The sequence below is a fragment of the Herbidospora sp. NBRC 101105 genome (assembly GCF_030269205.1).
Lineage (GTDB): Bacteria > Actinomycetota > Actinomycetes > Streptosporangiales > Streptosporangiaceae > Herbidospora > Herbidospora solisilvae.
The window spans coordinates 833688-857156 of record NZ_BSSX01000002.1 but is presented as its reverse complement, the minus strand read 5'-3'; the positions used below and the strand labels follow the sequence as shown (position 1 = coordinate 857156).

The following is a 23469-nucleotide window of genomic DNA, read 5'->3' as shown; positions in this document are numbered from 1 at the left end:
CTGTGTGGCGCTTTCTCATCCGGCGGATCGTCTTCGGGATCGTCGTGTTGTGGCTGGTCGCCACCACGGTGTTCCTGCTGTTCTTCGCCGGCCCGGCCGACAGCGTGGCGCGGCGGCTGGCCGGGCCCCGCGCGCCCATCGAGGTCGTCGAGCAGATCAAGGACACCCTCGGCCTCGACCGGCCGCTGTTCACCCAGTACGTCGGCTTCCTCGGCGGCCTGCTGCGCGGTGACCTCGGGACCTCGTTCATCAGCCAGACGCCCGTCTCCACGCTCATCCTCCAGAGCCTGCCCGGCACTTTGTGGCTGGTCTTCGGCGCGGCCGTGCTGTGGATGATCATGGGTGTGGGCGGCGGGGTGATCTCGGCGACCAAGCCGCGCAGCCTGCGCGACCGCACGCTCACCGTGCTGGTCCTGGCCGGGATCTCGTTGCCGACCTTCGTGCTCGGCATCCTGATGATCTATCTCGCCCTCTCGGTCTTCCCGGGGTCGGGGCTGCAACCCGGCCCCTACATCTCCCCGTTCATCGACGTCGGGGCGTTCCTGTCGACCATGGTCATGCCGTGGGTCTGCCTGGCGGTGGTCCAGGCGGCGGTCTACGTGCGGCTGACCCGGGGGTCGATGCTCGACACGCTGGGGGAGGACTTCATCCGTACGGCGCGGGCCAAGGGCGTGCCCGAGCGGTCGGTCACCTATCGGCACGGCCTGCGGGCCGCGCTGACGCCGGTGATCACCCAGTTCGGTGTGGACGTCGGGACCCTCCTCGGCGGCGTCGTCGTCACCGAATCGGTCTTCGGCCTGCAGGGGATCGGGCAGCTCATGATCCGGTCGGTGCGCGACGGCGACCTGCCCGTCATCATCGGCGCGGCAATCCTGGCCGCCGCGTTCATCGTGCTCGCCAACATTCTCGTGGACGTGGCGTACTCGTTCCTCGATCCACGCGTTCGGCTCGCCTGATTTGATCACGCTCTGCCACTACTCTGTGACGCGAGGTGGTGGTGGGAATCATGGTGCGACTGGTGAACTACACGGCGTTGATCGTCGTCGCCTCCAGCCTGGCGTGGCTGCTGGCCGCGGTGACGCTCGACCCCCGGGCCAACTACGCCGGCCGCACCCCCGCGCCGCCGGCCGCCGTGGTCGACGCCGCCCTGTCCGAGGTCAACCTCAACGACCGCGACCCGCTGCTCGACCGCTACCTCACCTGGGCCTCCGGCCTGGCGCGCGGCGACTTCGGCCGCACCTGGGACGGCCTCAGCGTCGGCGCCGACCTGGCCGAGCGCGCCGGGGTGACGCTCCGGCTGGTGACGGCGGGGCTGGTCGCCGGGGCCCTGATCGGGCTGATCGTGGGCACGCTGGCGGCCGTCCACCACCGCCGCTGGTTCGACCGGTTGTCGGGCGGGGTGGTGTTCGTGCTGCTGGCGGTGCCGGCGGTCGTGCTGGCCAACGTGCTCATCCTCGGCGCGATCTGGGTCAACGACACGACCGGCACCCGCTTCCTGATGGTCAGCGGCGAGAGCACCACCGGCGGCCTGCTCGACGGGCTCGGGCATCTGGTGCTGCCCGCGCTCACTCTCGCGCTGCCGCTGGCCGCGGTCGTCAGCCGCTACCAGCGCAACACGATGCTCGACGTGCTGAACGCCGACCACGTCCGCACCGCCCGCGCCAAGGGGCTGCCCCGGCGCACGGTCATCGTCAAACACGCGCTGCGGACCGCGCTGATCCCCACGTCGGCCTATCTGACCTTCACCTTCGGGGCGCTGCTGGTCGGCTCGACCGTCACCGAGACGGTCTTCGGCCGCCACGGCCTCGGGCAGCGCCTCATCACCGCGATCCGGACCGGCGACGTCAACACCGTCGCCGCGATCACCACCGTGGCCGCCGTGGCGCTGCTGCTGTCGGCCGTCGCGGCCGACGTGCTCCAGCGGGTGCTCAACCCCGGGAGGGCCCGATGAGCGCGACGCTCCCCGACATCGCCACACCGGTCGAGACGCCGCCCCCGGCCCGGCCGAGGATGTTCTCGGCCACCGGCGTCGCCGGGCTCGCCCTGCTCAGCTTCCTGGCCGCGCTCGCCGTCCTCGGGCCGATCCTGGTGCCCTGGACGGCGGCCGACCGCGACTTCGAGGCCTTCCTGTCGCCGCCGTCGGTTAACCACCCCTTCGGCACGACGCCCTCCGGCGGCGACATCCTCGTCCTCACCCTGCTGGGCCTGCGCAGGTCGCTGCTCATCGGGCTCGTCGTGGCCGTCGCGGCGACGACGGTGGCGGCGCTCGTGGGGGCGTTCGCGGGCTACTTCCTCGGCTGGGTCGACCGCACCCTGATGTGGGTCACCGACCTGCTGCTGGTGATCCCGGCGTTCCTCGTCGTCGCGGTCGTCTCGTCGGGGCAGGACGACTGGATCGCCCTGGTCGTGCTGCTGGCGGCGTTCATGTGGATGGTGACGGCGAAGGCGGTGCGCGGGGCCGCCATCGCGGCGCGCGACCGCGAATACGTGAAGGCGGCCCGGTTCATGGGCGTGCCGTCGCACCGCGTCGTGCTGCGCCACGTCGTGCCCAACCTCGCCTCGCTGCTGGTCGCCGACGCCACCGTGAACGTCAGCGCGGCGATCCTCGCCGAGACGTCGCTGGCCTACTTCGGGTTCGGAGTGGTGCCGCCCGACGTGTCGCTCGGATCGCTGATCGCCGACGGGGCGCCGACCGCGCTCTACGCGCCCTGGACCTTCTGGTGGGCGGCCGGGCTGCTCATCGCCCTGATCGTCGCGGTCAACCTGGTCGGCGACGACCTGCGCGACCGGTTCGACCCCTCCCTGCGAGCGCACTCATGATCGACGTCACCGACCTGTCCATCTCGTTCGGCACGACGCCGGCCGTGCGGAACCTGAGCTTCTCCGTCGCGCGGGGCGAGGTCCTCGGGCTCATCGGGGAGTCGGGCTCCGGGAAGTCGGCGACCGCGCTGGCCGTCATGGGACTGCTGCCGCGCACCGCGTCCACGACCGGGTCGATCCGGCTGGACGGCGAGGAGCTCACCACCGCCTCCGAGAAGCGGCTGACCGCGCTGCGGGGGCGGGCGATGGCCATCGTGTTCCAGGATCCGCTGCAGGCGTTCACGCCCGTCCACCGCGTCGGGGCGCAGATCGCCGAGGCGATCAGGGCCCACCAGCGGGTGCCCCGCAAGGTCGCCGCGCGGCGGGCGGTGGAGCTGCTCGACCTGGTCGGCATCCGCGACCCCCACCAGCGGGCCAGGTCCTACCCCCACGAGTTCTCCGGCGGCATGCGGCAGCGCGCGCTCATCGCGATGGCCATCGCCAACGGCCCCGACCTGCTCATCGCCGACGAGCCGACGACCGCGCTCGACGTGACCGTCCAGGCCCACGTGCTCGACGTGCTGACCACCGCGCGGCGCGAGACCGGCGCGGCGCTGCTGCTCATCACCCACGACCTGTCCGTGGTCGCCCGGGCCGCCGACCGCGTCCACGTCCTGCGGCACGGCCAGACCGTCGAGACGGGAACGGTCGACGAGGTGCTGCGCGCGCCGCGGGAGGCGTACACGAAGACCCTGATCGCGGCGGCGGAGGCCGGCGACCGGCCCGCGGCCGCGCGGCCGGTCCGGACCGTCCTGGAAGTCCGCGACCTGGTCAGGCACCACCCCGGCGTCAAGGCGGTCGACGGGGTCAGCTTCGACCTGCGCTCGGGCGAGACCCTCGGGCTGGTCGGCGAGTCGGGGTCGGGCAAGACCACCCTCCTCATGGAGATCATGGCGCTGGCCCGGCCGCAGCGGGGCCGCGTCACCGTGCTCGGCCGCGACACCGCCCACCTGTCCCGGCGCGACCGCCGGCGGATCCGGCGCGACCTGCAGATCGTCTTCCAGGACCCGTCGGCCTCCCTCGACCCGCGCATGACCGTCGGCGCGATCGTCGCCGAGCCGCTCACCACCCACGGCCGCTCACCCGACCGGGTCCCGGAGCTGCTGGAGCAGGTGGGCCTGCCTGCGGCGTACGCCGCCCGCCACCCCGTCCACCTCTCCGGCGGCCAGCGCCAGCGGGTGGCCATCGCCAGGGCCATCGCGCTCGACCCCGAGGTGCTGGTGCTCGACGAACCCGTCTCGTCCCTCGACCCGACCGTCCGCGCCGAGATCGTCGCGCTGCTGGAGGACCTGCGCGCCGAACGCGGCCTGTCCTACCTGTTCGTCGCCCACGACCTGCCGCTGATCCGGCGCGTCGCCGACCGCGTGGCGGTCATGTACCGGGGCCGGATCGCCGAGATCGGCCCGGCCCACCAGGTCTTCACCGCCCCCGGCCATCCGTACACGAGGGCGCTGCTGCGCGCCGCCGCCCTGCGCGACGACGACCCCACACCCGCCACGGGCTGCCGTTTCCGCCCCCGCTGTCCCCTGTACGCCGAGCTCCCCGCCGCCCCGAGATCCCGCTGCGTCACCGAGGAACCCGAGATCAGCGGCGAATCGGGAGCCGCCTGCCACCACCATCCAGGAGAAGCACCGTGAAACGCGCATGCGCCCTGCTACTGGCCCTGACCACCGCCGCCTGCGCGGCCCAGCCGGGCACGCCCGGCGAGCAGGCCGCCCCGGTCACCGCCGCCGACCTCAACCTGACCCCGCGCGCCGAGGTCAAGACCGGCGGCACCCTCCGCTGGGGCCTGACCGAATATCCGGCCCAGTGGAACCAGAACCACATCGACGGCAACCACACCAACGTCAAGACCGTCATGGACGCCCTCATGCCCCGCCCGTTCCGCGCCGACGAACACGGGGTGCTCGCGCTCGACCCCGACTACGTCGCCGCGGCCGACGTGACGTCGACCTCGCCGAAGCAGGTGGTGACGTACACGCTGAACCCGAAGGCCCGCTGGTCGACCGGCCAGCCGATCACCTGGGCCGACTACGACGCCCAGTGGAGGGCGCTGCGCGGCAAGGACCCGGCCTTCCACGTCGCCAACGTGACCGGCTACCAGGACATCGTGTCGGTCGCCCGGGGCCGGAACGACTTCCAGGTGGTGGTCACCTTCGCGCGGCCGTTCGGCGACTGGCGGTCGTTGTTCGCGCCGCTCTACCCGAAGAGCGCGACCGCCTCGCCGCAGGCCTTCAACGCGGGCTGGGTCGGCAAGATCCCGGCCACGGCGGGCCCCTTCCGATTCGGCGCCTTCGACACCCGGGCCAAGACGATCACGCTCAACCGCGACGAGAAGTGGTGGGGCGAGCCCGCCAAGCTCGACTCGATCGTGTTCCGCGGCCTGGAGTCCGACGCCCGCGTCGCCGCCTTCGCCAACGGCGAGCTCGACGTGTTCGACATCGGCCCGTCGGCGGCCGACCTCTCGCGCGCCAAGTCGGCCGAGGGCGCGGTGGTGCGCCAGGCGGCCGGTCCCGACTTCCGCCACTTCACCTTCAACGGCGAGAGCCCGATCCTGTCCGACATCCGGGTGCGCCAGGCCGTCGCCCTGGGCATCGACCGGGCCGTCATCGCCAAGAGCGACCTGAAGGGCCTCAACTGGCCGGTCACGCTGCTCGACAACCACTTCCTGATGAACAGCCAGCAGGGCTACCGCCCCAACGCGGGCGAGCTCGCCGGCCCCGACGCCGCCCGCGCCGGGGCGCTGCTCGACGCGGCCGGCTGGCGGATGCACGGCGCGGTCCGCCAGAAGGCCGGCAAGCAGCTCGACCTGCGCTTCGTCATCCCCTCGGGCCTGCAGCTCGCCCGCTCGGAGGGTGAGATCACCCAGGCCATGCTGGCCAAGCTCGGCATCAAGCTGACGATCGAGACCGTCCCGAGCAACGACTTCTTCACCAAGTACGTCATCCCCGGCAACTACGACATCGCGCCCTTCTCCTACGTCGGCACCCCGTTCCCGGTCTCGGCCTCCTACGGCACCTACGCCGACGGCGTGCGCTCCCAGGGCGACGACATCTCGTGGAACGCCAACCTCGGCCGCAGCGGCAACGCCGAGATCGACACGAAGCTGCGGGCGGCCATGGCCGAGCTCGACCCCGCCAAGGCGCTCAAACTGATCAACGAGGCCGACCGGCTGGTGTGGCGCGAGGTCAACGTCCTGCCCCTCTACCAGCGGCCGCAGACCGTGGCCGTCGACGCCAAGCTGGCCAACGTCGGGGCCCGCGGGTTCCGCGACCTCGAATACGCCGACATCGGATTCGTGTCGTAGCCGTCCGATAGCGTGCGGGCCATGGACCTGACCTGGCCCCAAGTGCTGGCCTGGCGGCTCGGCCGCCAGTTCGTGACCTCTCCCGGCCCCGGCGCGGTGGCCGTGGCCGAACGGCTCTGCGGGGTGCAGGCCCAGGTCGCGTCCTCGGCCGAGCTGGCGATCTCGCTCCGGCTCGGCCGCCCGGCCGGGCCGGAGATCGAACAGGCGCTCTGGACCGACCAGACCCTCATCAAGACGTGGTCGATCCGGGGCACCCTCCATCTGCTGCCGACCGCCTCGTGGCCGGTCTACCGCGCGGTGCTCGGCACCCTCCGCTACTGGGACAAACCCTCCTGGCACCGCGGCAGCGGCGTGTCGGCGGGCGAGCTCGACGCCATCATCGGCGCAGTGCCCCAGGCGCTCGCCGGAGGGCCGCTGACCAGGGAGGAGCTGGTCGACGCCGTGATCACGGTGACCGGCGACGAGCACCTGCGCGAGAAGCTGGCCTCCGGCTGGGGCCAGCTCTTCAAACCGCTGAGCTTCCTCGGCGAGCTCTGCCACGGGGTGCCGCGCGGCGGCAAGGTGACGTTCACCGTGCCGCCGAGGGTGGGGGAGACGTCGCCTGAGGAGGGCGGCGTCGAGCTGCTGCGGGCCTTCCTGGGCGCCCACGGCCCGGCGAGCATGGCCGCCTTCGACGGGTGGTTGTTCCGGGGGCTGACCCGGCGCGCGGTCCTCCGGCGGTGGTTCGCCGACCTCGCGCCCGCGACGATCAGCGTCGAGGGCGAGGAGCTGTTCGTCCTGCCCGAACACGTCGACGACCTGAAAGCGGCCCGCCCGTCCGAGGAGACCTTCCTGCTGGCCGGTTTCGACCAATACGTGATGGGCGCGCCCCGCGATCTGGAGCCCCTCCTGCCGGCGGCGGCGAAGGCGGCGGTCAGCAGAACGGCCGGCTGGATCTCCCCGGTCGTCGTCCACGGGGGCCGCGTGGTCGGCACCTGGGACGCCCGCGACGGCGTGCTGACCGCGACCATGCTGGAGGAGGCGCCCGGCGTGGAGAAGGCGGCCGAGAAGGTCGTCGCCGTCTGGGGCCGACCCTTCGACGTGGTGGTCAGCCGCCCCGGCGCGGCCGGAACCGGAGCAGGTCGCCCGGCCTGAGCTGGGCCACCTTCGGCAGGTCCGCCGTGGTGACCACCCCGATGACCGGATAGCCCCCGGTCGGCGGATGGTCGGCGAGGAAGACGATGGGCTGGCCGTCCGGCGGCACCTGGATCGCGCCCGCGACCATGCCCTCACTCGGCAGTTCCCCGGTCCGCGCCCGCCTGAGCGCCGTCCCGGCCAGCCGCGCCCCCACCCGGTTGCTGTCCTGGCTCACCCTGTACGCCCCCGCGCACAACGTCGCGAAGGCGTCGCCGGTGAACCAGTCGTCCCGGGGCCCGCGCACGACCTCGACGACCGGGCCGGCCGAGATCGGGCGCTGCGGCGCGACGTCGGCGTGCAGCCCGGACATCGGCTCGCCCAGCTCCAGGACCGTTCCCGCCGTCAGCGGCGGCGGCCCGAGCCCGGACAACGAGTCGGTCGACATGCTGCCCAGCACCGGCGTCACCTTGATCCCGCCCCGGACCGCCACATAGGTCCGCAGCCCCTCGTAGGGCACGCCGATCTCCAGCGACCGCCCGGCGGCCACCCAGAACGGCGCCCACATCCCGCCCGGCGACGCGGGGACCGGCGCCCCGGTCAGCGCCACCCACACGCCGCGCCCGAACCGGAGCACCGCCCCGCCGAACGTCAGCTCGATCGCGGCGGCGTCCTCCGCGTTCCCCACCAGCCGGTTGGCCAGCCGCAGACTCGGCAGGTCGGCCGCCCCGGAGCGGGGGACGCCGAGATGGGCGTAACCCCGCCGCCCGAAGTCCTGGACGGTGGCGTAGGGCCCCGGGGCGACGACCTCCACGGCCGGGGTCACGTGGCGACCATCCTGACCCGGGTGCCCGGCGTGAGCAGGGCGGGGGAGTCGCTCGTCACGTCCCACACCGAGAGGGTGGTGTGGCCCAGCAGACGCCAGCCCCCCGGCGAGGCGGCGGGATACACCGCCGAGTAGGCCCCGGCGATCGCCACCGCCCCGGCGGGCACGGCGGTCCGGGGGCGGTCGAGCCGCGAGACGTGAAGGGTGGGATCGAGGCCCACCAGGTAGGCGAACCCCGGCGCGAAGCCCAGCCATCCGGCCACGAACTCCGAGGCGGTGTGGCGGGCGATCACCTCGTCGGCGGAGATCCCCGCCAGGGCCGCGACGTCGGCGAGGTCGGCGCCGTCGTACACGACCGGGATCTCGACCGTCTCCCCGCCCGCGTCGGGCATCGGGGCGTGGTCGAGCTGCTCGATCAGGGGGATGAGCTGGTCGGCCCGGCCGCCGACCACCAGCACCGTCTCGGGGCCCGGCACGATCTCCTCCACGTCGGTGAGCAGCCGCAGGCGGGCGTCGAGCCGGTGGGAGGCGGCCAGCGAGCCGGTCTCGACGAGCAGGGCGTGCTCGCCCACCCGCCGGATCACGCGAACGCCTCCACGGCCATACCCGCGTCGGCGAGCGCGTCGTGGACGGCACGCGCGATGCGCACCGCCCCGGGGGTGTCGCCGTGCACGCAGATCGACCGCGCCTCCACCCGCACCCGCGACCCGTCGACGGCGGTCACGACGCCGTCGCGGGCCATCACGACCGCCCGCGCGGCCACCTCATCGGGATCGTGCAGCACCGAACCGGGTTCGCGCCGGGACACCAACGTGCCCTCGGGGGTGTAGGCCCGGTCGGCGAAACACTCGGCCACGGTCGGCACGCCCATTCCGTGGACGACCGACCCGGGCAGCGTCAGCACGGGCAGCCCGCCGTAGTCGGCGACCGCGTCGACCACCGCGCGCGCCTGGACGCGATCCCGGACCACCCGGTTGTAGAGCGCTCCATGGGGCTTCACGTAGGCGACCCGGCCGCCGACCGCCCGCGCGATCCCGTCGACCGCCGCCAGCTGGTAGAGGACCTCGGCCCGCAGCTCCTCGGCCGGCACGTCCATCTCCCGCCGCCCGAACCCCGCCAGGTCGCGGTAGGAGACCTGCGCGCCGATCGTCACGCCGCGGGCGACCGCCGCCTCGCACACCCGGCGGATCGTCAGGGGATCCCCCGCGTGGAAGCCGCAGGCCACGTTGGCGCTGGTGACGATCTCCAGGAGAGCGTCGTCGTCGCCCAGCTTCCAGGCCCCGAACCCCTCGCCGAGGTCGGCGTTCAGGTCGATCCTCATGATCCCCAGCCTAGAGGGGCGGCTCGTCGGGGATGTCGGCGATGTCGTCGAGGGCGGCGGCGAGCTCGTCGGGGTGGTCGCCGATGCGCTCGGCGATCTCGATCAGCACGTGTAAGACGTCGTGGCGGTCGTGGCCGAGGTCGATCAGGCGCTGGGCCGCCTCCCACATCTGGGGCGGGTCGCCGTCCCACAGGCGCTTGGCGATCTCCTCGTGCCAGGCCAGGTGTTCGGCGAAGTCGGGGCGCGACAACTCCCCGGCGTGGTCCATCTCCAGCAGGATCCGCCGGTCGGCCTCGTCGGCCGGGTTGAGCCGGTCGAGCTCGACGTCGCCGTACGTGCCCTGGAGGACCGGGAACACGAACGCCCGCCGGGCCAGCGCGGACAGGTCGCCGTCGGGCAGGAGCCGTTCGACCAGCTCGCGGTCGAGCCCGAACGACGTCGGGTCGCGGTAGGCCACGCCGAACCGGGCGGTCGCCTCCCAGACGGCGTCGAGCGTCGCCCGGATCGCCTGGTCGGGCAGGCCGATGCGGGAGCCCGCGAAGCGCACCCAGGCGGCCAGCACATGGGGCATGGCGTCCTGCTGCGCCGGGGTCAGCATGATCTTGCGGGGCAGCCAGTCGAGCAGGAACGTCTCGCACTTGGCCGGGCTGACCCGGTGGGGACGGCCGAAATCCTGGTCGCAGCCGTAGTCGATGATGTGGTCGGCGCAGCGCGAGGCCGCCGACGGGTCGCTCAGGTTCTCGGCGGCGTCGCTGGCCAGGAACTCGGCCGCGAGCATGGCCCGGCGTTCCCTCGTGTAGGGCGCCTCGCTGTGGGCCGGGGCCGGGCGCTTGCGGCCGGGAGGCAGCGCCTTGATCCGGGAGCGCGCGAAGGCGTGGTAGGCGGAGTAGCTGTCGCTGACGACCTTGGGCGCCTTGCGGTCGTAGGCCTCTTCCCTGGCCGCCTTCATGGCGAACTCCAGCAGCGCCCGCGCCTGCTGCGGCTCGATCTCCTCGAACCGGAGCATCGGGTTGCCCGCGGCCTCCAGGCCGGCCTGCTCCAGCAGCTTGTCGACCTGCGTGGAGACCCAGGCGTCGCGGGCCATGCCGCGCATGTTGTAGTCGACGACCAGCACCAGGGCGTGGGTGTCGTCGCCGTTGTAGGCGAAGGTGCTGACCACCGTGTCCTGGTCGCCGTAGATGTCGCGGGAGACGTAGCAGCCCTGCGGCTTGACCGCGCCGACGCGGTCGGCCCAGCCGGGGCGGGCGACGTCGGACTCCATGAGGGCCAGCGCGGCGCCCTCGGCCTTGGCGGCCTGCCGGGCGGTGCCGAGGTAGGCGACCGAGATGAGCAGCGTGAGCGCGGCGGGGGTGCCCGCCTTGGCGGCGTAGTCGACGAGGCCCTCTCCGAGGATCTGCTCCACGTCGCCGCCGCGAAGCCGCTTCCCCCACCAGGCGCCCAGCATGTCGGACACCATGAGCTCGGCGTCCAGCGGACTCCTGACGGCGAGGAGCTCGCGGGCCGCGAGGAGCATCTCCGCGAAGACGTCGTCCGGCGGATTTTCCCGGGGATCTCGTCTCCGTCTTCGACTCACTGTTCTACCTTCTCGCATTACGACCCCAAAAGGCACCGTAACGCGGCCCGGTGACTACCCCGTTATTTATCTCCTGCTCGGAGGCGCGGAGTTGACCAGGGCGAGAAGGTGCTCCCGGGCGATGCGTTCGATGCTCACGGGAGTGACGTCGACGCCGAGGTGCTCGGTGCAGGCGCAGACGTCGTCGACGCACCGTTCGACGGTGACCAGGGGGACGGTGATGAATTCCTCGGCGAGCCGTGCGGTGACGGCCTCACGTGTTCCAGCGCGTGTTCCGGCGGCTGTGGAGCTCGTGGCGAGTGTAGGCATGGAGGCAGGCATCCTCGCTGAATGTGGGAATTCCGGTGCTCGGTGGGGCACCGGTTGTCGGGCGAAAGTGCCGTCTCTCATTCCATAACTTTCCGCGCTGGTGTCAACCCTCCGCGTGGTTTTGTTACATGAGCCAAACACACCAGGGTGACGCGTGCGAAGCTGGAAACATGTACATCCGGCTAACACAGCGTCCCGAGGCCGACGAACTCCTCGGGCGCAGTGGCCTGGCCCTGCTCGTCGGCATGCTGCTCGACCAGCAGATCCCGATGGAATGGGCGTTCCAGGGTCCCTACACGATCTCCGAGCGGCTGGGCCACGACCTCGACGCCCACGAGATCGCCGCGATGGACCCGGAGGCCTTCGCCGCGATACTTTCGGCGAAACCGGCCGTGCACCGTTATCCCGGCTCGATGGCCGGGCGGATCAGGCAACTGGCGGCCCATCTGGTGGACCACTACGATGGCGACGCCGAGCGGGTCTGGACCGACGCGGGCAGCGGAGCCGAATTGCTGCGCCGCCTGACCGGCCTTCCCGGGTTCGGCAAGCAGAAGGCGCAGATCTTCCTGGCGCTGCTGGGCAAACAGCTCGGCGTGCAGCCGCCGGGCTGGCGCGAGGCCGCGGGGGCTTACGGCGAGGAGGGGGCGTTCCGGTCGGTCGCCGACGTGGTCGACGCCGGCAGTCTCGCGAAAGTGCGGGCGACCAAGCAGGAAGCGAAGAAGGCCGCCAAAAAGTAAGTGAGATCTTGCTGCGCGAGGTGGCGCTTTTTTGACAGGATGCGTTGACCGCATGCCGGGCGGGGCTTCCGTCCGTGCGTGCCCATCGCCGATGATGTAGGGCAGAACTGCGCTACTCAATACAGTTATGGAGATGTGCCTCGTGGGAGACCCTGGCACGCGACGGAGGTGCCGACCATGAGCGCCGAAACCTCCGTGCCCCGTCCCCGGGAGTCGGGTTTGGACATCTCAGACTCTGCCCTGTTCAAGGGCCTCATGGCCGAGGCGCCGTACGCCTTCGCCTTCTTCGACACCACTGGCCGTTTTGTCCGTGTCAACTCCACCTTTACCGAGCTGACGGGGCTCGCTGTCGACCGGCATATCGACCGCCTCCCCGCCGACATCCTGTCGGCCGACCTCGCCACCGTGATCGACTCCGCCCTGCGCAGGATCAACGACGACCGTCTCCCCGTCACCGACCAGCGGCTGCGCACCCGCGCCGAGAACGGCGACGCCCGCCACTGGACCATCTCGTTCTTCCCGCTCCACGACGACGAGGGCGCCGCCATCGGCACCTCCCTGTTCGGCGTCGACCTCACCGAGCGCCAGACCACCGAAGAAGAGCTGCGCCGCAGCGAGGAGCGCTACCGCTCGCTCGTCGAGTCGCAGCAGCAGCTCGTCTGGATCACCTCGCCCAGCGGCGCCGTCGTCGAAGACGCCCCGCAGTGGCGCGCCATCACCGGCCAGGGGCTGGAGGAATACCTCGCCCACGGCTGGCTAGACGCCGTCCACCCCGACGACCGCCCCGCCGCCGAGGAGGCCTGGCGCGAGGCCCTGCGCGGCCGGACGATGTTCGAGTGGAGCTACCGCGTCCGCACCCGCGCCAGCGGCTACCGCGACTTCGAGGTCCGGGCCGTGCCGATCATCCGCCACGGCCGCGTGGTCGAGTGGGTCGGCGCCAACTCCGACGTCACCGCCCAGCGTGAGGCCGAGGAGATGCGGGGCCGGCTGACCGACCAGCTCGGCGCCGCCGCCCTGCGCACCGCCCGGCTCCAGGGCGCGACGGCCATACTGGCCGAGGCGCTCACGGTCGAGCAGGTCGTCCAGGTCATCATCGACGTCGGCCGCACCGCCCTGGCCGCCGACCACTCCGCCGTCGCGCTGCTCGACCCCGACCGCGGCACCCTCAAGGTGATCAACTCCGGCGCCATCCCCGACGCGGGCGGCGCCCCCGGCGAGGACATCTCGCTGTCGCGCTCCAGCGTGATGACCATGGCCGTGAACAGCCGCCGGCCGGTCTTCGCCGAGTCGCCTGAAAGCCTGCGCGCCCAGCTCACCGACGCCGGCGGCGAGACCGACCAGATCAACGGCTTCCTCGCCCACACCCAGGAGCGGGCCTGGGTGGGCCTCCCGCTGCTGGCCGCCGGACGCGCGCTGGGAGCGCTCCGTTTCTCCTTCACCCGCCCCCAGAAGATCTCCCAGGAAGACGGGGTGTTCCTGGAGGCCCTGGCCGGTCAGTGCGCGCTGGCCGTCGAGCGGGCCACCCTGTTCGAGCGTGAGCACCGCACCGCCGAGACGCTCCAGCGCAGCCTGCTCCCCGAGCGGCTGCCGGTCGTGCGCGGCCTGGTGCTGGCCCAGCGGTTCCGCTCGGGCTCGCGCCACGTCCAGGTCGGCGGCGACTGGTACGACGCCTTCGTGCTCCAGGACGGCCGGGTGGCCGCCGTGGTCGGCGACGTCATGGGCAAGGGCGTCAAGGCCGCCGCCGGAATGGGCCGCATCCGCAACGCGATGCGCGCTCTCGCGCTGACCAACCCGCCGCCCGCGGCGGTGCTCACCGGCCTCGACCGCGTCTTCGAGGCCACCGAGGAGGAAGAGCAGGTCACGACGCTGGCCTACATGGTCGTCGAGCCGACCACAGGCGAGGGCACCCTCGCGCTGGCCGGTCACCCGCCGCCCCTGCTGGTCTCGCCGCAGGGCACCGCGATCCTCCAGGAGAGCGACCAGCCCGGCACCCCGCTCGGGTGGGCCACCAGCCGCAAGCAGTTCCGGTTCGCCGTGCCGCCCGGCCACACGGCGGTGCTCTACTCCGACGGTCTCGTCGAAAACCGCAAGCGGGGCCTGGACGCGGGTCTGCGGGAACTCTCCGCGGTCGTCGCCGAAGCTCCTGAGGAGATCTTGACAAGTCCCCATATGTTGCTTGATTTCCTGGTGGACCGGATGTTGTCCGGGTATGAACAGGATGATGACGTCACGGTGCTTGCGGTTCATGTCCCCGCTGCCACGAAGAGTGACTGAATGAATCAGTCATAACGGTTGCTTTCGGGTATCGGTGACCGGCTTCCGTACGCACCAGTGTCTCGGTCGGCCTAGGGTGGAGGGCAACCGGCCGGAGGTGGCCGTACGGGGTGTCGCGGCGTGCCAGAATGGTTTGTCGCCCTCCGCGCGGCCTCGCCATCGGAAAAGAAGCAACCACCTGGGTCCATTCTCGCCATGCGTTCGTTCGAGAGGTGTTCGTGTCGCCTGCAAGTTCGACTCGCTCGAAGCCGTCGGAGCTGAACGAGCCAGTGATTCAGCAGCTCCTCGAGCGTGGGCGCTCGCAGGGTTTCCTCGAAGCCGAGGATGTCCGCCGGGCGGTCGAGGAAGCGGACATTCCGGTACCGCAAGTCGCTGGAATCCTGCGCAGCCTCAGCAAAGAGGGCATCATCGTCAGGCTCACCGCCGAAGACTCCGCGGGGCCCAAGAAGGCGAAGCCCCCCGCGAAGAGCCGTGCCAAGGCCGCGCCCGTCAAGAAGACGTCCACCAAGGCCGCCGCCGCCAAGGAGTCGCAGCCCGAGACCGTCACCGCCGTGGTGACCGATCCGGCGCCCGCTCCGGCCGCGAAGAAGCCGGCCGCCAAGAAGGCCGCCCCGGCTGCGAAGCCCGCCGCGTCCGCGAAGAAGACCGCCCCCGCCGGGAAGCCCAAGGCCGATGCGCCGGCCACGGGTCCCGCCGCCCCCGCAGGTAAGGCCGAGCCGAAGCCCAAGTCGGCCGACCTGTCCGAAGACGACGACGACATCGAAGACGTCGACATCGAAGACTTCGACATCGAGGACATCGAAGACGTCGAGGTCGACGTGGAGAGCGACGAGTCCGAGGGTGAGGGCGACTCCGAAGAGGAGACGACCGACGAGCCCAAGGGCGCCGAGGTCGTCGCCAAGGTCGAAGAAGAGGTCCTGATCCTCACCGACGACGACGATGACGCTCCCGTGGCGCAGGTCGCCGCCGCCGGCGCCACCGCCGACCCGGTGAAGGACTATCTGAAGCAGATCGGCAAGGTCCCCCTGCTCAACGCCGAGCAGGAGGTCGAGCTAGCCAAGCGCATCGAGGCCGGCCTGTTCGCCGAGGAGCAGCTGGGCACCGACGGTGACCAGCTCCCCGTCGACGTCCGAGCCGAGCTCGAGTGGATCGCCGAAGACGGCCGCCGGGCCAAGAACCACCTGCTGGAGGCCAACCTCCGTCTGGTGGTCTCGCTGGCCAAGCGCTACACCGGCCGCGGCATGCTGTTCCTGGACCTGATCCAGGAGGGCAACCTCGGTCTGATCCGCGCCGTCGAGAAGTTCGACTACACCAAGGGCTACAAGTTCTCGACCTACGCCACGTGGTGGATCCGGCAGGCGATCACCCGGGCCATGGCCGACCAGGCGCGGACCATCCGCATCCCGGTCCACATGGTCGAAGTGATCAACAAGCTGGCCCGCGTGCAGCGCCAGATGCTCCAGGACCTGGGCCGCGAGCCCACCCCGGAGGAGCTGGCCCGCGAGCTCGACATGACCCCCGAGAAGGTCATCGAGGTCCAGAAGTACGGCCGCGAGCCGATCTCGCTGCACACCCCCCTCGGCGAGGAGGGCGACAGCGAGTTCGGTGACCTGATCGAAGACTCCGAGGCCATCGTCCCGGCCGACGCCGTCAGCTTCACGCTGCTCCAGGAGCAGCTCCACAGCGTTCTGGACACCCTGTCCGAGCGCGAGGCGGGCGTCGTCTCGATGCGGTTCGGTCTGACCGACGGTCAGCCCAAGACCCTCGACGAGATCGGCAAGGTCTACGGCGTGACGCGCGAGCGCATCCGCCAGATCGAGTCGAAGACGATGTCGAAGCTGCGTCACCCGTCGCGTTCGCAGGTCCTGCGCGACTACCTCGACTAACGGATATCCGTAAATACGGCCCGGTATGCGATATTGCGTACCGGGCCGTATTAACGTGCTGTTTTTACTTGGGCGTAACACGAAAGTTGCGCGTGACCAACTCGTCACTTCTATGCTGCCGCCCCATGGGAGTAATCGAAGTGGATCGAGCACGTGCTCGGGGGCCACGAGTGATCCCGGACCGCCCATGGGCGGACATCATGCTGGACGAGGCCGTTTTGGCCGTTCAGCGCCGTAACGTCGAGGCGGCCGTGCCCCTCCTGGCCGCCACCAGAGGCGATCCCGAAGTCCGCGCGCTGCGGATCGAGGCCCTCTCCCGCGCGGCGGTCGGAATGAGCCGCGGCATCGAAAGCCTCATCGCCCGGGATCAGTCGAATCCCGATCTGTGGTTGTGGCTGGGCCGGACCAGAATCGAGGAGGCCTTCGAGATAAAACCCGAAGTGAAGGCGCGGGCCGTGCAGGCCCGCCGGCTGGAGGCCTACCACTCCGCCATGGAGTCGGCCCGTCAGCCGCTGGTGACCGCGGCCGGCCTGATGCCCGCCGACCCGGTCCCGTGGGAGTCGATGCTCTGGCTCGCGGTCGGCCTCGAACGGCCGCGCGGCGACAAGGACTCCGTCTGGTACGAATGCGCCCGTCGCTGGCCGACGCTCTATCCGGCCAACGTGGCCCGGTTGATCACGTTGTCGCCCGGCTGGGGCGGCACCGCGACCGAAATGCTGGAATTCGCCCGTACGGTGGTCGCCAAGGCCCCCGAGGGCAGCCCCCTGCCGGCCCTCATCCCGCTGGCCCACTTCGAGAACGTCGCCGCGGAACGTACTCCCATGTCACGTGGCGGCTGGTTCGGCTTCGACGCCCAACGGGAGATCGTCGCCGCGGCGGGCCAGTGGTCGCAGCGCCGGATCGGCCCCGCCCACCCGCGATCGATCGAGGCCCACAACGCCTTCGGAGCCGCCTTCTTCCTGTCCGACCTGCGACGTCCGGCGAGGGGACATCTCACGCGGACGGGCGGCCGGTTCAGCAGACTGCCGTGGTCACACCTCGGCGGGGAACCGGAGAACCAGTTTCAGCGGGCCTGCAGCAAGCTGAACGTGATCACGAACTGAGCACCACGTCGAGCCTGCCCGGGTGGAGCTCGACGGCATGACCGAGCCGGGTCAGCAGGTGGGCGAGCTCGCCGGCGTCCTTCGCCGAGGCGGGGCTCTCCACCAGCGACCGGGCGATCCGACCCCGGGTCAGTTTGGCCATGTGGCTGACGACGGTGCCGTCGTGCCTGAGGACCCTGACCGCGACCGTCTCCCTTCTGGGCTTCCAGGCCGCCGCGTAGGTCGACGACCGGAGGTCGACCACGAGGCCCGCGCCCTCGTCGAGGACCGGGGCGAGGCTGGGCCTCCAGAACGCCGCCAGGCCGCCGACGGGCGGGAGGCGGACCCCCATCGAGAGCCGGTAGGGCGGGATCCGGTCGCCGAGCCTGAGCGCGCCCCAGAGCCCCGAGAAGACCACGATCCGCTTCGTGGCGCGGGCCCTGGCCTTGGAGTCGAGTGTGGCGAGGCTGAGGGCGTCGTAGAGGACGCCGGTGTAGAGGTCGGAGACCTTGACGGTGCGGGCTGATCGCAGGCCGCGGTTGCGGCCGACCTCGTCGGCGAGGCCGGGGGGCAGGCCGAGGACCTGGTGGGCCTGCTCGGGGGTGTGGCAGAGGTCGATGAGCGCGTCGAGGACCTTCTCGCGGGAGGAGGTCAGCTCGGGGAAGCTCAGCGAGTCGAGATCGACGGGACGACCCCGGCCGGAGGCCGCCTTGCCCTCCGAGGGCGGCAGGAGGATCAGCACGCGCCCAGCCTAGGGGGAATCCGCACGTCGTCGCGGCGCGGGAGCGGCGCGGCCGGTCGGCGCCGGATGCGGGGGGTGCGGGGGCGGCGGGCGGTGCCGGGGTGGGCGGAGCCGTAACGGAGAAAAGACGACGGCGTGACCAGGGAGAGCCTGGTCACGCCGTCGTCGTCGATTTCGGCCGCCGGATCACCGCTCGTCGGGAGCGGCGGAGGCGGGGGTTGAACTGAGTCGGGCCGACTCGTCCTGGATCTCAGCGCCCTTGTCGCGCAGTGCGGCCACGTGCTGTCGGCCGTGGTGTGCGCAGAACAGGAGTTCGGCGCCTACCGGAAGAGTCGCGCGAATGTAGGCCTGAGCGCCGCATCGGTCGCAGCGGTCTAGGGCGGTCAGCGGCTTGGTGGGGGCGAGAGCTCCAGTCACGTATCGCCTTTCGGGTCACCCCGTTGACCGGGGATGTTGGCGTCACAGTCACTTGGGACAACATCTAACCGGATGCGGGCGTTCCCAATCACCTCCTGACTACGCCGAGAGCGGAATGTTCCGAAAGGTGACGTGGATCACACCGCAGGTAACGAGAAGCCCTCGACAGCTGGCAAGCTGGTAGGCGTAAAACCACGCCTAGCGCTAAGCTGCGTACGCGTGTTCGACTGTTGAGCGTGGGAGCTGGAGTGACGGTAGCGGAGACGGGTTACACGGCTCGTCATCTGTCGGTTCTGGAAGGTCTCGAAGCCGTCCGCAAGCGCCCAGGTATGTACATCGGGTCGACCGACAGCCGCGGGCTCATGCACTGCCTGTGGGAGATCGTCGACAACTGCGTCGACGAGGCGCTGGCCGGATACTGCTCCCTCATCGAGGTGGAGCTCCATCCAGACGGCTCGATCGAGGTGCGTGACGACGGCCGCGGCATCCCCGTGGACGTCGAGCCCAAGAGCGGCCTCGCGGGTGTCGAGCTGGTCTACACCAAGCTCCACGCCGGCGGGAAGTTCGGCGGCGGGTCCTACGGCGCCTCCGGCGGCCTCCACGGCGTGGGCGCCTCGGTGGTGAACGCCCTGTCCTCCCGGCTCGACGTCGAGGTCGACCGCGACGGGCGGGTCCACGAGATCAGCTTCCGGCGCGGCGTGCCCGGGATCTTCGACGGCGCGGGCCCGTCGGCCAAGTTCAAGAAGAAGTCCGGCCTGCGCGACGGCGGGCCGCTCGGGTCCCGGGTCACGGGCACGCGGGTGCGGTTCTGGGCCGACCGGCAGATCTTCCTGCCCGAGGCGGAGGTCTCGCTCGACGAGATCCACGTCCGGCTGCGGCAGACCGCGTTCCTGGTGCCCGGCCTGACGTTGTCGGTGCGCGACAGCCGTACCGAGGAGGGCTCCGAGGAGACCTTCCGGTTCGACGGCGGGATCAGCGAGTTCACCGAGTTCCTGGCCCGCGACGAGGCCGTCTGCGACGTGCTGCGCATGCAGGGCCAGGGCCACTTCCACGAGACCGTGCCGGTGCTCGACGAGCAGGGCCACATGACGCCGACCAAGGTCGAGCGCGAGATGGTCGTCGACGTCGCGGTGCGCTGGGGCAAGGGCTACGACTCGACCGTGCGGTCGTTCGTGAACGTGATCGCCACGCCCAAGGGCGGCACCCACGTGCTCGGCTTCGAGCGGGCGCTGGTCCGGACCATGAACGAGTTACTGCGTGAGTCCCGGCTGCTCAGGGCCAACGACGACGGCGTGACCAAGGAAGACATCCTCGAAGGTCTGACCGGCGTGGTGACCGTGCGGGTGGCCGAGCCGCAGTTCGAGGGCCAGACCAAGGAGGTGCTCGGCACCTCCGCGGCGACCCGCATCGTCTCGACGGTCGTCTCGCGGGAGCTCCGCGAGACCTTCACCAACCCGCCGCGCGGGGCCAAGCAGCAGCTCAGGGCCGTCCTGGAGAAGATCGTCGCGGCGGCCAAGGCGCGCATCGCGGCCCGCGAACACCGCGACAACCAGCGGCGCAAGACCGCGCTCGAGAGCTCGGCGCTGCCGGCGAAGCTGGTCGACTGCCGCAGCGACGGCGTCGACCGCAGCGAGCTGTTCATCGTCGAGGGAGACTCGGCGCTGGGCACCGCCAAGCTGGCCCGCGACTCGGAGTTCCAGGCGCTGCTGCCCATCCGGGGCAAGATCCTCAACGTGCAGAAGGCGTCGGTCAGCGACATGCTGAAGAACGCCGAGTGCGCGGCGATCATCCAGGTCGTGGGGGCCGGGTCGGGCCGCACGTTCGACATCGAGCAGGCGCGCTACGGCAAGATCATCCTGATGGCCGACGCCGACGTCGACGGCGCCCACATCCGGTGCCTGCTGCTGACGCTGTTCCACCGCTACATGCGGCCGATGGTGGAGGCCGGGCGGGTGTTCGCCGCCGTGCCGCCGCTGCACCGGGTGGAGCTGACCAATCCCGGGCGGGGGCAGGAGAAGTACATCTACTGCTACTCCGACGCCGAACTGCACAAGGTGCTGGCCGGGCTGCGCAAGCGGAACAAGAAGTGGAAGGAACCGCCCCAGCGCTACAAGGGCCTCGGCGAGATGGACGCCGACCAGCTGGCGGAGACGACCATGGACCCGCGCCACCGGGTGCTGCGGCGGATCCGGATCGAAGACGTGGAGGAGGGCGAGCGCATCTTCGACCTGCTGATGGGGAGCGATGTGGCGCCCCGGCGCGAGTTCATCGTCAGCTCGGCCTCCGACATCGACCGCGACCACATCGACGCCTGACCCCGGCTCGACGCCTGTGACGACCTGGATCGCCCTCTGCCGGGCGGCCAGGTCTTCGCTTTATGCGGGCGGCCGCCTGACGTCGGGGTCCTGCGTCGAGGTGGGCGGGCCATCGCCGAGTTGATCGGGTCGCCACCGAGATCGACAGGCCGCACCCGAAGCAGGCTGAGGGCTTTGGCGGGCTGCTCCGGTCCGCGCCGGCCGTCGGGATCGGTCAGGGGCCTGGGCTTGGAGACGGGGCCGCTCCCCGGTGAGCGGCCCGTCGGGTTACGACATTCGGCGGAAGTGGTGGGTGCGGCCGACCGGGGTGAAGCCCAGGCGGCCGTAGAAGTCCTTGGGCCAGTCGGTCTCGTCGGCCTCCAGGAACAGGGTCAGGTCGCCCGCTCGGCGGATCGCCTCCGTCACCACGGCTCGGGCGTGGCCCCGGCGCTGGTGGTCCGGGTGGGTCGACAGGTCCTCGAACTGGGCGGTGCCCGACGGCCGGTGGATGTAGAGGTCGCCGTGGCAGACGATGGTCCCTCCGTCCCGCACGGCCAGGAAGGTGGTCTCGTAGCCGTCCTGGAGGAGGGTGGCGCGGCGTTCGGTGAGCTGGTCGAGTTCCTCCGGGGTCAGTTGGGGGAGTTCGGCGGCCCAGCTCGCCCGTACGGGCTCGTGGAGGTCGGCCAGGGTCACGGTCTCCACGCCGGGCGCCGGAGGCGGTGGGGCGCCCTGGTGGAGCATCAGCAGGTTCGACTCGTGGTCGTAGCCCGCTTCGGCCAGTGCCCCGGCCACGGCCAGTGCCGTGGGCTCGTGGTGGATCTCCACCAGGCGGTGGGCCGCCCCGCCGAGGGCGTGGTCGGCCAGGGTCAGGATCTCCGGCGCGTCCGCCGGGCCGGTGATCACGACCTTGTTGTGGTGGTGCGAGGCGGCGTACCGGAGATTGCGGACCGCGAAACCGAAGAGGTGCTCCTGGACGTCGTCGGCCTGGGAGCGGATGTGATCCTCTTTGAACCGGAGGATCCGGTCGAGTTCCGTCATTACGCGGCGGCGTCCCGGCGGAGCTCCTCGATCGGCGTCAGTTTCCCGGTCCGGACGTCGTAGATCGCGCCCCCGACGGACACCACGCCGTCGAGGAACGGGCTGGTGCGGATGCGGATCAGGTCGTGCCGCAGGGCGGCGTTCTGGTCGGGCACGGTGTGGAAGTCGAGGCTCCGGGTGTCGACACCCTGGGCCAGGGCCAGGTCGTGGATGTCGTCGTCGGTGACCTTCGTCATGCCGCAGTCGGTGTGCGGCATCACGAGGACGCGGTTGACGCCGAGCACGAACACGGCGACGACGAGGGTACGCAGCACGTCGTCGGTCACGCGGGCCCCCGCGTTGCGGAGGATCTTGGCGTCGCCCGGCTTGAGGCCCAGCAGGCCGAGCGGGTCGATGCGGGAGTCCATGCACGTGACGACGGCCAGTCCGCGGGCGGCGGTACCGGTCAGGCCGGAACCCGTGAACGTGGCGGAGTAGGTCTCGTTGGCCGAGAGCAGATCATCGAAGGCACCGTTCATGTACCGAATGTTCCCGCAGACCGCATTCGTGACCTTTCCCGGGGTCTACCAATGCGATGAAGCACTCCCGAACTCGTGTCACCCTAGGTAATTATCCGTGACGTAAAGTCGCCGACCGTCTGAGGAGACCCGAGAGCATGAGCACCACCGCGCCCCTGTCCGACCATCTCCGCGCCCGCGCCCGGCACCGCCTCGACCGCGTGGAGCCGTCCGACGAGGGCCGCAACGCCCGCCTGGCCCTCGCGCTCATCGACGCCGCCTGTTATGTCGACACGCTGCCGGAGGACGACCCGTTGATCGTGGCGCTGCGCGAGACGGGCATGCTGAAGCCCGACGCGTTCGAACCGGGTGACCGCGAAGCGCAGTTGCTGGCGGAGTGGGCGGGTGGCGACCCGGCGCAACTCCTGGAGGCCCTGGCGAGGTAGCGCGGCACGCGTGGTCGAGGCGCGGGGGCGGTTCGGCGCCGGTGTCTGGTCGGCGGCTCGATTTCCCGGGCGGTGGGCATGGTGGGTCCGTGTTCGCGAGTTCGGAGAGCCCCGGGGTGCGCATCGGAGCCGGCGAAGGACGCAAGAAGTCGGGCGGGGCCGGGGCGTGTCGCGAATCGACGCCTCGAAGCGGGTGACCCTTCCCGGAGCCGCTGGGCGGGGGAGCGTGCATCTGAGGTGGTGACCATCGGGGCGGTGGGGGCAGGCGGGACGGGGAACCGGCGTGCGCCTCGACGGGTGGGGTAATTGCCTGGCTTATCCGGCGACACCGGTATAAGTTCTTAGCCGGTTACATCGTTACGGGAAAGCAGGAGACGTCCATGGCCATCGCCACCCTCCATTCGTTCGTGTACGACTGCCCCGACCCCAAGGCCCTCGCCGACTTCTACGCCGAACTCCTCGGCTGGGAGATCGTGAAGAACGACGGCGACTGGGTCACCATCGGTGACGGCGGCCCGGTCCACATGGCGTTCCAGCACGCCCCCAACTACGTCCCCCCGGTGTGGCCGCAGCCCGACCACCCGCAGCAGGCCCACCTCGACGTCGTCGTCGACGACCTGGCCGAGGCCGGGAAGAAGGTCGTCGCGCTGGGGGCGGTCAAGCACCACCACCAGCCGGGGAACGAGGAGGGTTTCGTCGTCTACCTCGACCCGGCCGGCCACCTGTTCTGCCTCTGTGATTGACAGCT

The 23469-nt window shown here is 71.0% G+C and carries 23 protein-coding genes; 13 read left to right on the top strand and 10 right to left on the bottom strand.

Annotation, left to right across the window (positions count from 1 at the left end):
• Positions 1 to 2: 2 nt before the first annotated feature.
• Genes QSK34_RS12775 through QSK34_RS12750 form a run of 6 tightly spaced genes read left to right on the top strand, consistent with a single transcriptional unit; the run spans position 3 to position 7300 of the window.
• Complete coding sequence (locus QSK34_RS12775; RefSeq protein WP_285583501.1) at positions 3 to 956, top strand: ABC transporter permease; 954 nt, start codon at positions 3 to 5, stop codon at positions 954 to 956.
• Between the two features lie 50 nt (positions 957 to 1006).
• On the top strand, positions 1007 to 1951 hold the full coding sequence (locus QSK34_RS12770; RefSeq protein ID WP_285583499.1) for an ABC transporter permease: 945 nt from the start codon (positions 1007 to 1009) through the stop codon (positions 1949 to 1951).
• A complete protein-coding gene (locus QSK34_RS12765; protein ID WP_285583497.1) occupies positions 1948 to 2820 on the top strand; it encodes an ABC transporter permease in 873 nt (290 codons plus the stop codon). The genes QSK34_RS12770 and QSK34_RS12765 overlap by 4 nt, the downstream gene beginning before the upstream one ends.
• Entirely contained in the window at positions 2817 to 4496 is a 1680-nt protein-coding gene (locus QSK34_RS12760) for a dipeptide ABC transporter ATP-binding protein (protein WP_285583495.1), read from the top strand. The genes QSK34_RS12765 and QSK34_RS12760 overlap by 4 nt, the downstream gene beginning before the upstream one ends.
• Positions 4493 to 6166, top strand: a complete 1674-nt coding sequence (locus QSK34_RS12755; protein ID WP_285583492.1) for an ABC transporter family substrate-binding protein — start codon at positions 4493 to 4495, stop codon at positions 6164 to 6166. The genes QSK34_RS12760 and QSK34_RS12755 overlap by 4 nt, the downstream gene beginning before the upstream one ends.
• Before the next feature lie 21 nt (positions 6167 to 6187).
• A complete protein-coding gene (locus tag QSK34_RS12750) occupies positions 6188 to 7300 on the top strand; it encodes a DNA glycosylase AlkZ-like family protein (protein WP_285583491.1) in 1113 nt (370 codons plus the stop codon).
• Here the strand turns inward: QSK34_RS12750 and QSK34_RS12745 are convergent.
• From QSK34_RS12745 to QSK34_RS12725, 5 genes are all read right to left on the bottom strand, one after another.
• Positions 7254 to 8105 (bottom strand): 5-oxoprolinase subunit C family protein, encoded by an 852-nt coding sequence (locus QSK34_RS12745; RefSeq protein WP_285583488.1) that lies wholly within the window; start codon positions 8103 to 8105, stop codon positions 7254 to 7256. The two genes, QSK34_RS12750 and QSK34_RS12745, sit on opposite strands and share 47 nt — an antisense overlap.
• Entirely contained in the window at positions 8102 to 8689 is a 588-nt protein-coding gene (locus tag QSK34_RS12740; protein ID WP_285583486.1) for a 5-oxoprolinase subunit B family protein, read from the bottom strand. The genes QSK34_RS12745 and QSK34_RS12740 overlap by 4 nt, the downstream gene beginning before the upstream one ends.
• The gene (locus QSK34_RS12735) at positions 8686 to 9426 is read right to left on the bottom strand and encodes a LamB/YcsF family protein (RefSeq protein ID WP_285583484.1); all 741 of its coding nucleotides are present in this window, start codon (positions 9424 to 9426) and stop codon (positions 8686 to 8688) included. The genes QSK34_RS12740 and QSK34_RS12735 overlap by 4 nt, the downstream gene beginning before the upstream one ends.
• Before the next feature lie 10 nt (positions 9427 to 9436).
• On the bottom strand, positions 9437 to 10939 hold the full coding sequence (locus QSK34_RS12730) for a hypothetical protein (protein ID WP_285583482.1): 1503 nt from the start codon (positions 10937 to 10939) through the stop codon (positions 9437 to 9439).
• Positions 10940 to 11065: 126 nt separating this feature from the next.
• Entirely contained in the window at positions 11066 to 11308 is a 243-nt protein-coding gene (locus tag QSK34_RS12725) for a hypothetical protein (protein ID WP_161478857.1), read from the bottom strand.
• 170 nt (positions 11309 to 11478) lie between these two features.
• Here QSK34_RS12725 and QSK34_RS12720 point away from each other — a divergent pair, with 170 nt between their 5' ends.
• From QSK34_RS12720 to QSK34_RS12705, 4 genes are all read left to right on the top strand, one after another.
• Positions 11479 to 12045 (top strand): HhH-GPD-type base excision DNA repair protein, encoded by a 567-nt coding sequence (locus QSK34_RS12720; RefSeq protein ID WP_285583481.1) that lies wholly within the window; start codon positions 11479 to 11481, stop codon positions 12043 to 12045.
• Positions 12046 to 12222: 177 nt separating this feature from the next.
• Positions 12223 to 14319, top strand: a complete 2097-nt coding sequence (locus QSK34_RS12715) for a SpoIIE family protein phosphatase (RefSeq protein ID WP_285583479.1) — start codon at positions 12223 to 12225, stop codon at positions 14317 to 14319.
• 218 nt (positions 14320 to 14537) lie between these two features.
• Positions 14538 to 16205 (top strand): RNA polymerase sigma factor, encoded by a 1668-nt coding sequence (locus tag QSK34_RS12710; protein ID WP_285583477.1) that lies wholly within the window; start codon positions 14538 to 14540, stop codon positions 16203 to 16205.
• Positions 16206 to 16405: 200 nt separating this feature from the next.
• Positions 16406 to 17308 carry a hypothetical protein gene (locus QSK34_RS12705; RefSeq protein WP_285583475.1) on the top strand — a complete coding sequence of 301 codons (903 nt, stop codon included), beginning with the start codon at positions 16406 to 16408 and terminating at the stop codon, positions 17306 to 17308.
• On the opposite strand, the gene QSK34_RS12700 is transcribed toward QSK34_RS12705, so the two are convergent.
• Genes QSK34_RS12700 through QSK34_RS12690 form a run of 3 tightly spaced genes read right to left on the bottom strand, consistent with a single transcriptional unit; the run spans position 17298 to position 18446 of the window.
• The gene (locus QSK34_RS12700; protein ID WP_285583473.1) at positions 17298 to 18029 is read right to left on the bottom strand and encodes a YaaA family protein; all 732 of its coding nucleotides are present in this window, start codon (positions 18027 to 18029) and stop codon (positions 17298 to 17300) included. The genes QSK34_RS12705 and QSK34_RS12700 overlap by 11 nt on opposite strands.
• Positions 18023 to 18187, bottom strand: a complete 165-nt coding sequence (locus QSK34_RS12695) for a hypothetical protein (RefSeq protein WP_285583472.1) — start codon at positions 18185 to 18187, stop codon at positions 18023 to 18025. The genes QSK34_RS12700 and QSK34_RS12695 overlap by 7 nt, the downstream gene beginning before the upstream one ends.
• A gap of 28 nt (positions 18188 to 18215) precedes the next feature.
• Positions 18216 to 18446: a DUF7455 domain-containing protein gene (locus QSK34_RS12690; protein ID WP_030454612.1), complete on the bottom strand. Its 231-nt coding sequence runs from the start codon at positions 18444 to 18446 to the stop codon at positions 18216 to 18218.
• Between the two features lie 236 nt (positions 18447 to 18682).
• On the opposite strand from QSK34_RS12690, the gene QSK34_RS12685 reads away from it, so the two are divergent.
• On the top strand, positions 18683 to 20761 hold the full coding sequence (locus tag QSK34_RS12685; RefSeq protein ID WP_285583471.1) for a DNA gyrase/topoisomerase IV subunit B: 2079 nt from the start codon (positions 18683 to 18685) through the stop codon (positions 20759 to 20761).
• 267 nt (positions 20762 to 21028) lie between these two features.
• On the opposite strand, the gene QSK34_RS12680 is transcribed toward QSK34_RS12685, so the two are convergent.
• Both QSK34_RS12680 and QSK34_RS12675 read right to left on the bottom strand, forming a co-directional pair.
• The gene (locus QSK34_RS12680; RefSeq protein WP_285583469.1) at positions 21029 to 21778 is read right to left on the bottom strand and encodes a GNAT family N-acetyltransferase; all 750 of its coding nucleotides are present in this window, start codon (positions 21776 to 21778) and stop codon (positions 21029 to 21031) included.
• Positions 21778 to 22296 (bottom strand): beta-class carbonic anhydrase, encoded by a 519-nt coding sequence (locus tag QSK34_RS12675; protein WP_161478865.1) that lies wholly within the window; start codon positions 22294 to 22296, stop codon positions 21778 to 21780. The genes QSK34_RS12680 and QSK34_RS12675 overlap by 1 nt, the downstream gene beginning before the upstream one ends.
• Before the next feature lie 137 nt (positions 22297 to 22433).
• Here QSK34_RS12675 and QSK34_RS12670 point away from each other — a divergent pair, with 137 nt between their 5' ends.
• Together QSK34_RS12670 and QSK34_RS12665 are read left to right on the top strand one after the other, a co-directional pair.
• Positions 22434 to 22721, top strand: coding sequence for a hypothetical protein (locus tag QSK34_RS12670; protein WP_285583466.1), 288 nt, complete (start codon positions 22434 to 22436; stop codon positions 22719 to 22721).
• 380 nt (positions 22722 to 23101) lie between these two features.
• The gene (locus tag QSK34_RS12665) at positions 23102 to 23464 is read left to right on the top strand and encodes a VOC family protein (RefSeq protein ID WP_030454607.1); all 363 of its coding nucleotides are present in this window, start codon (positions 23102 to 23104) and stop codon (positions 23462 to 23464) included.
• Positions 23465 to 23469: the final 5 nt, after the last annotated feature.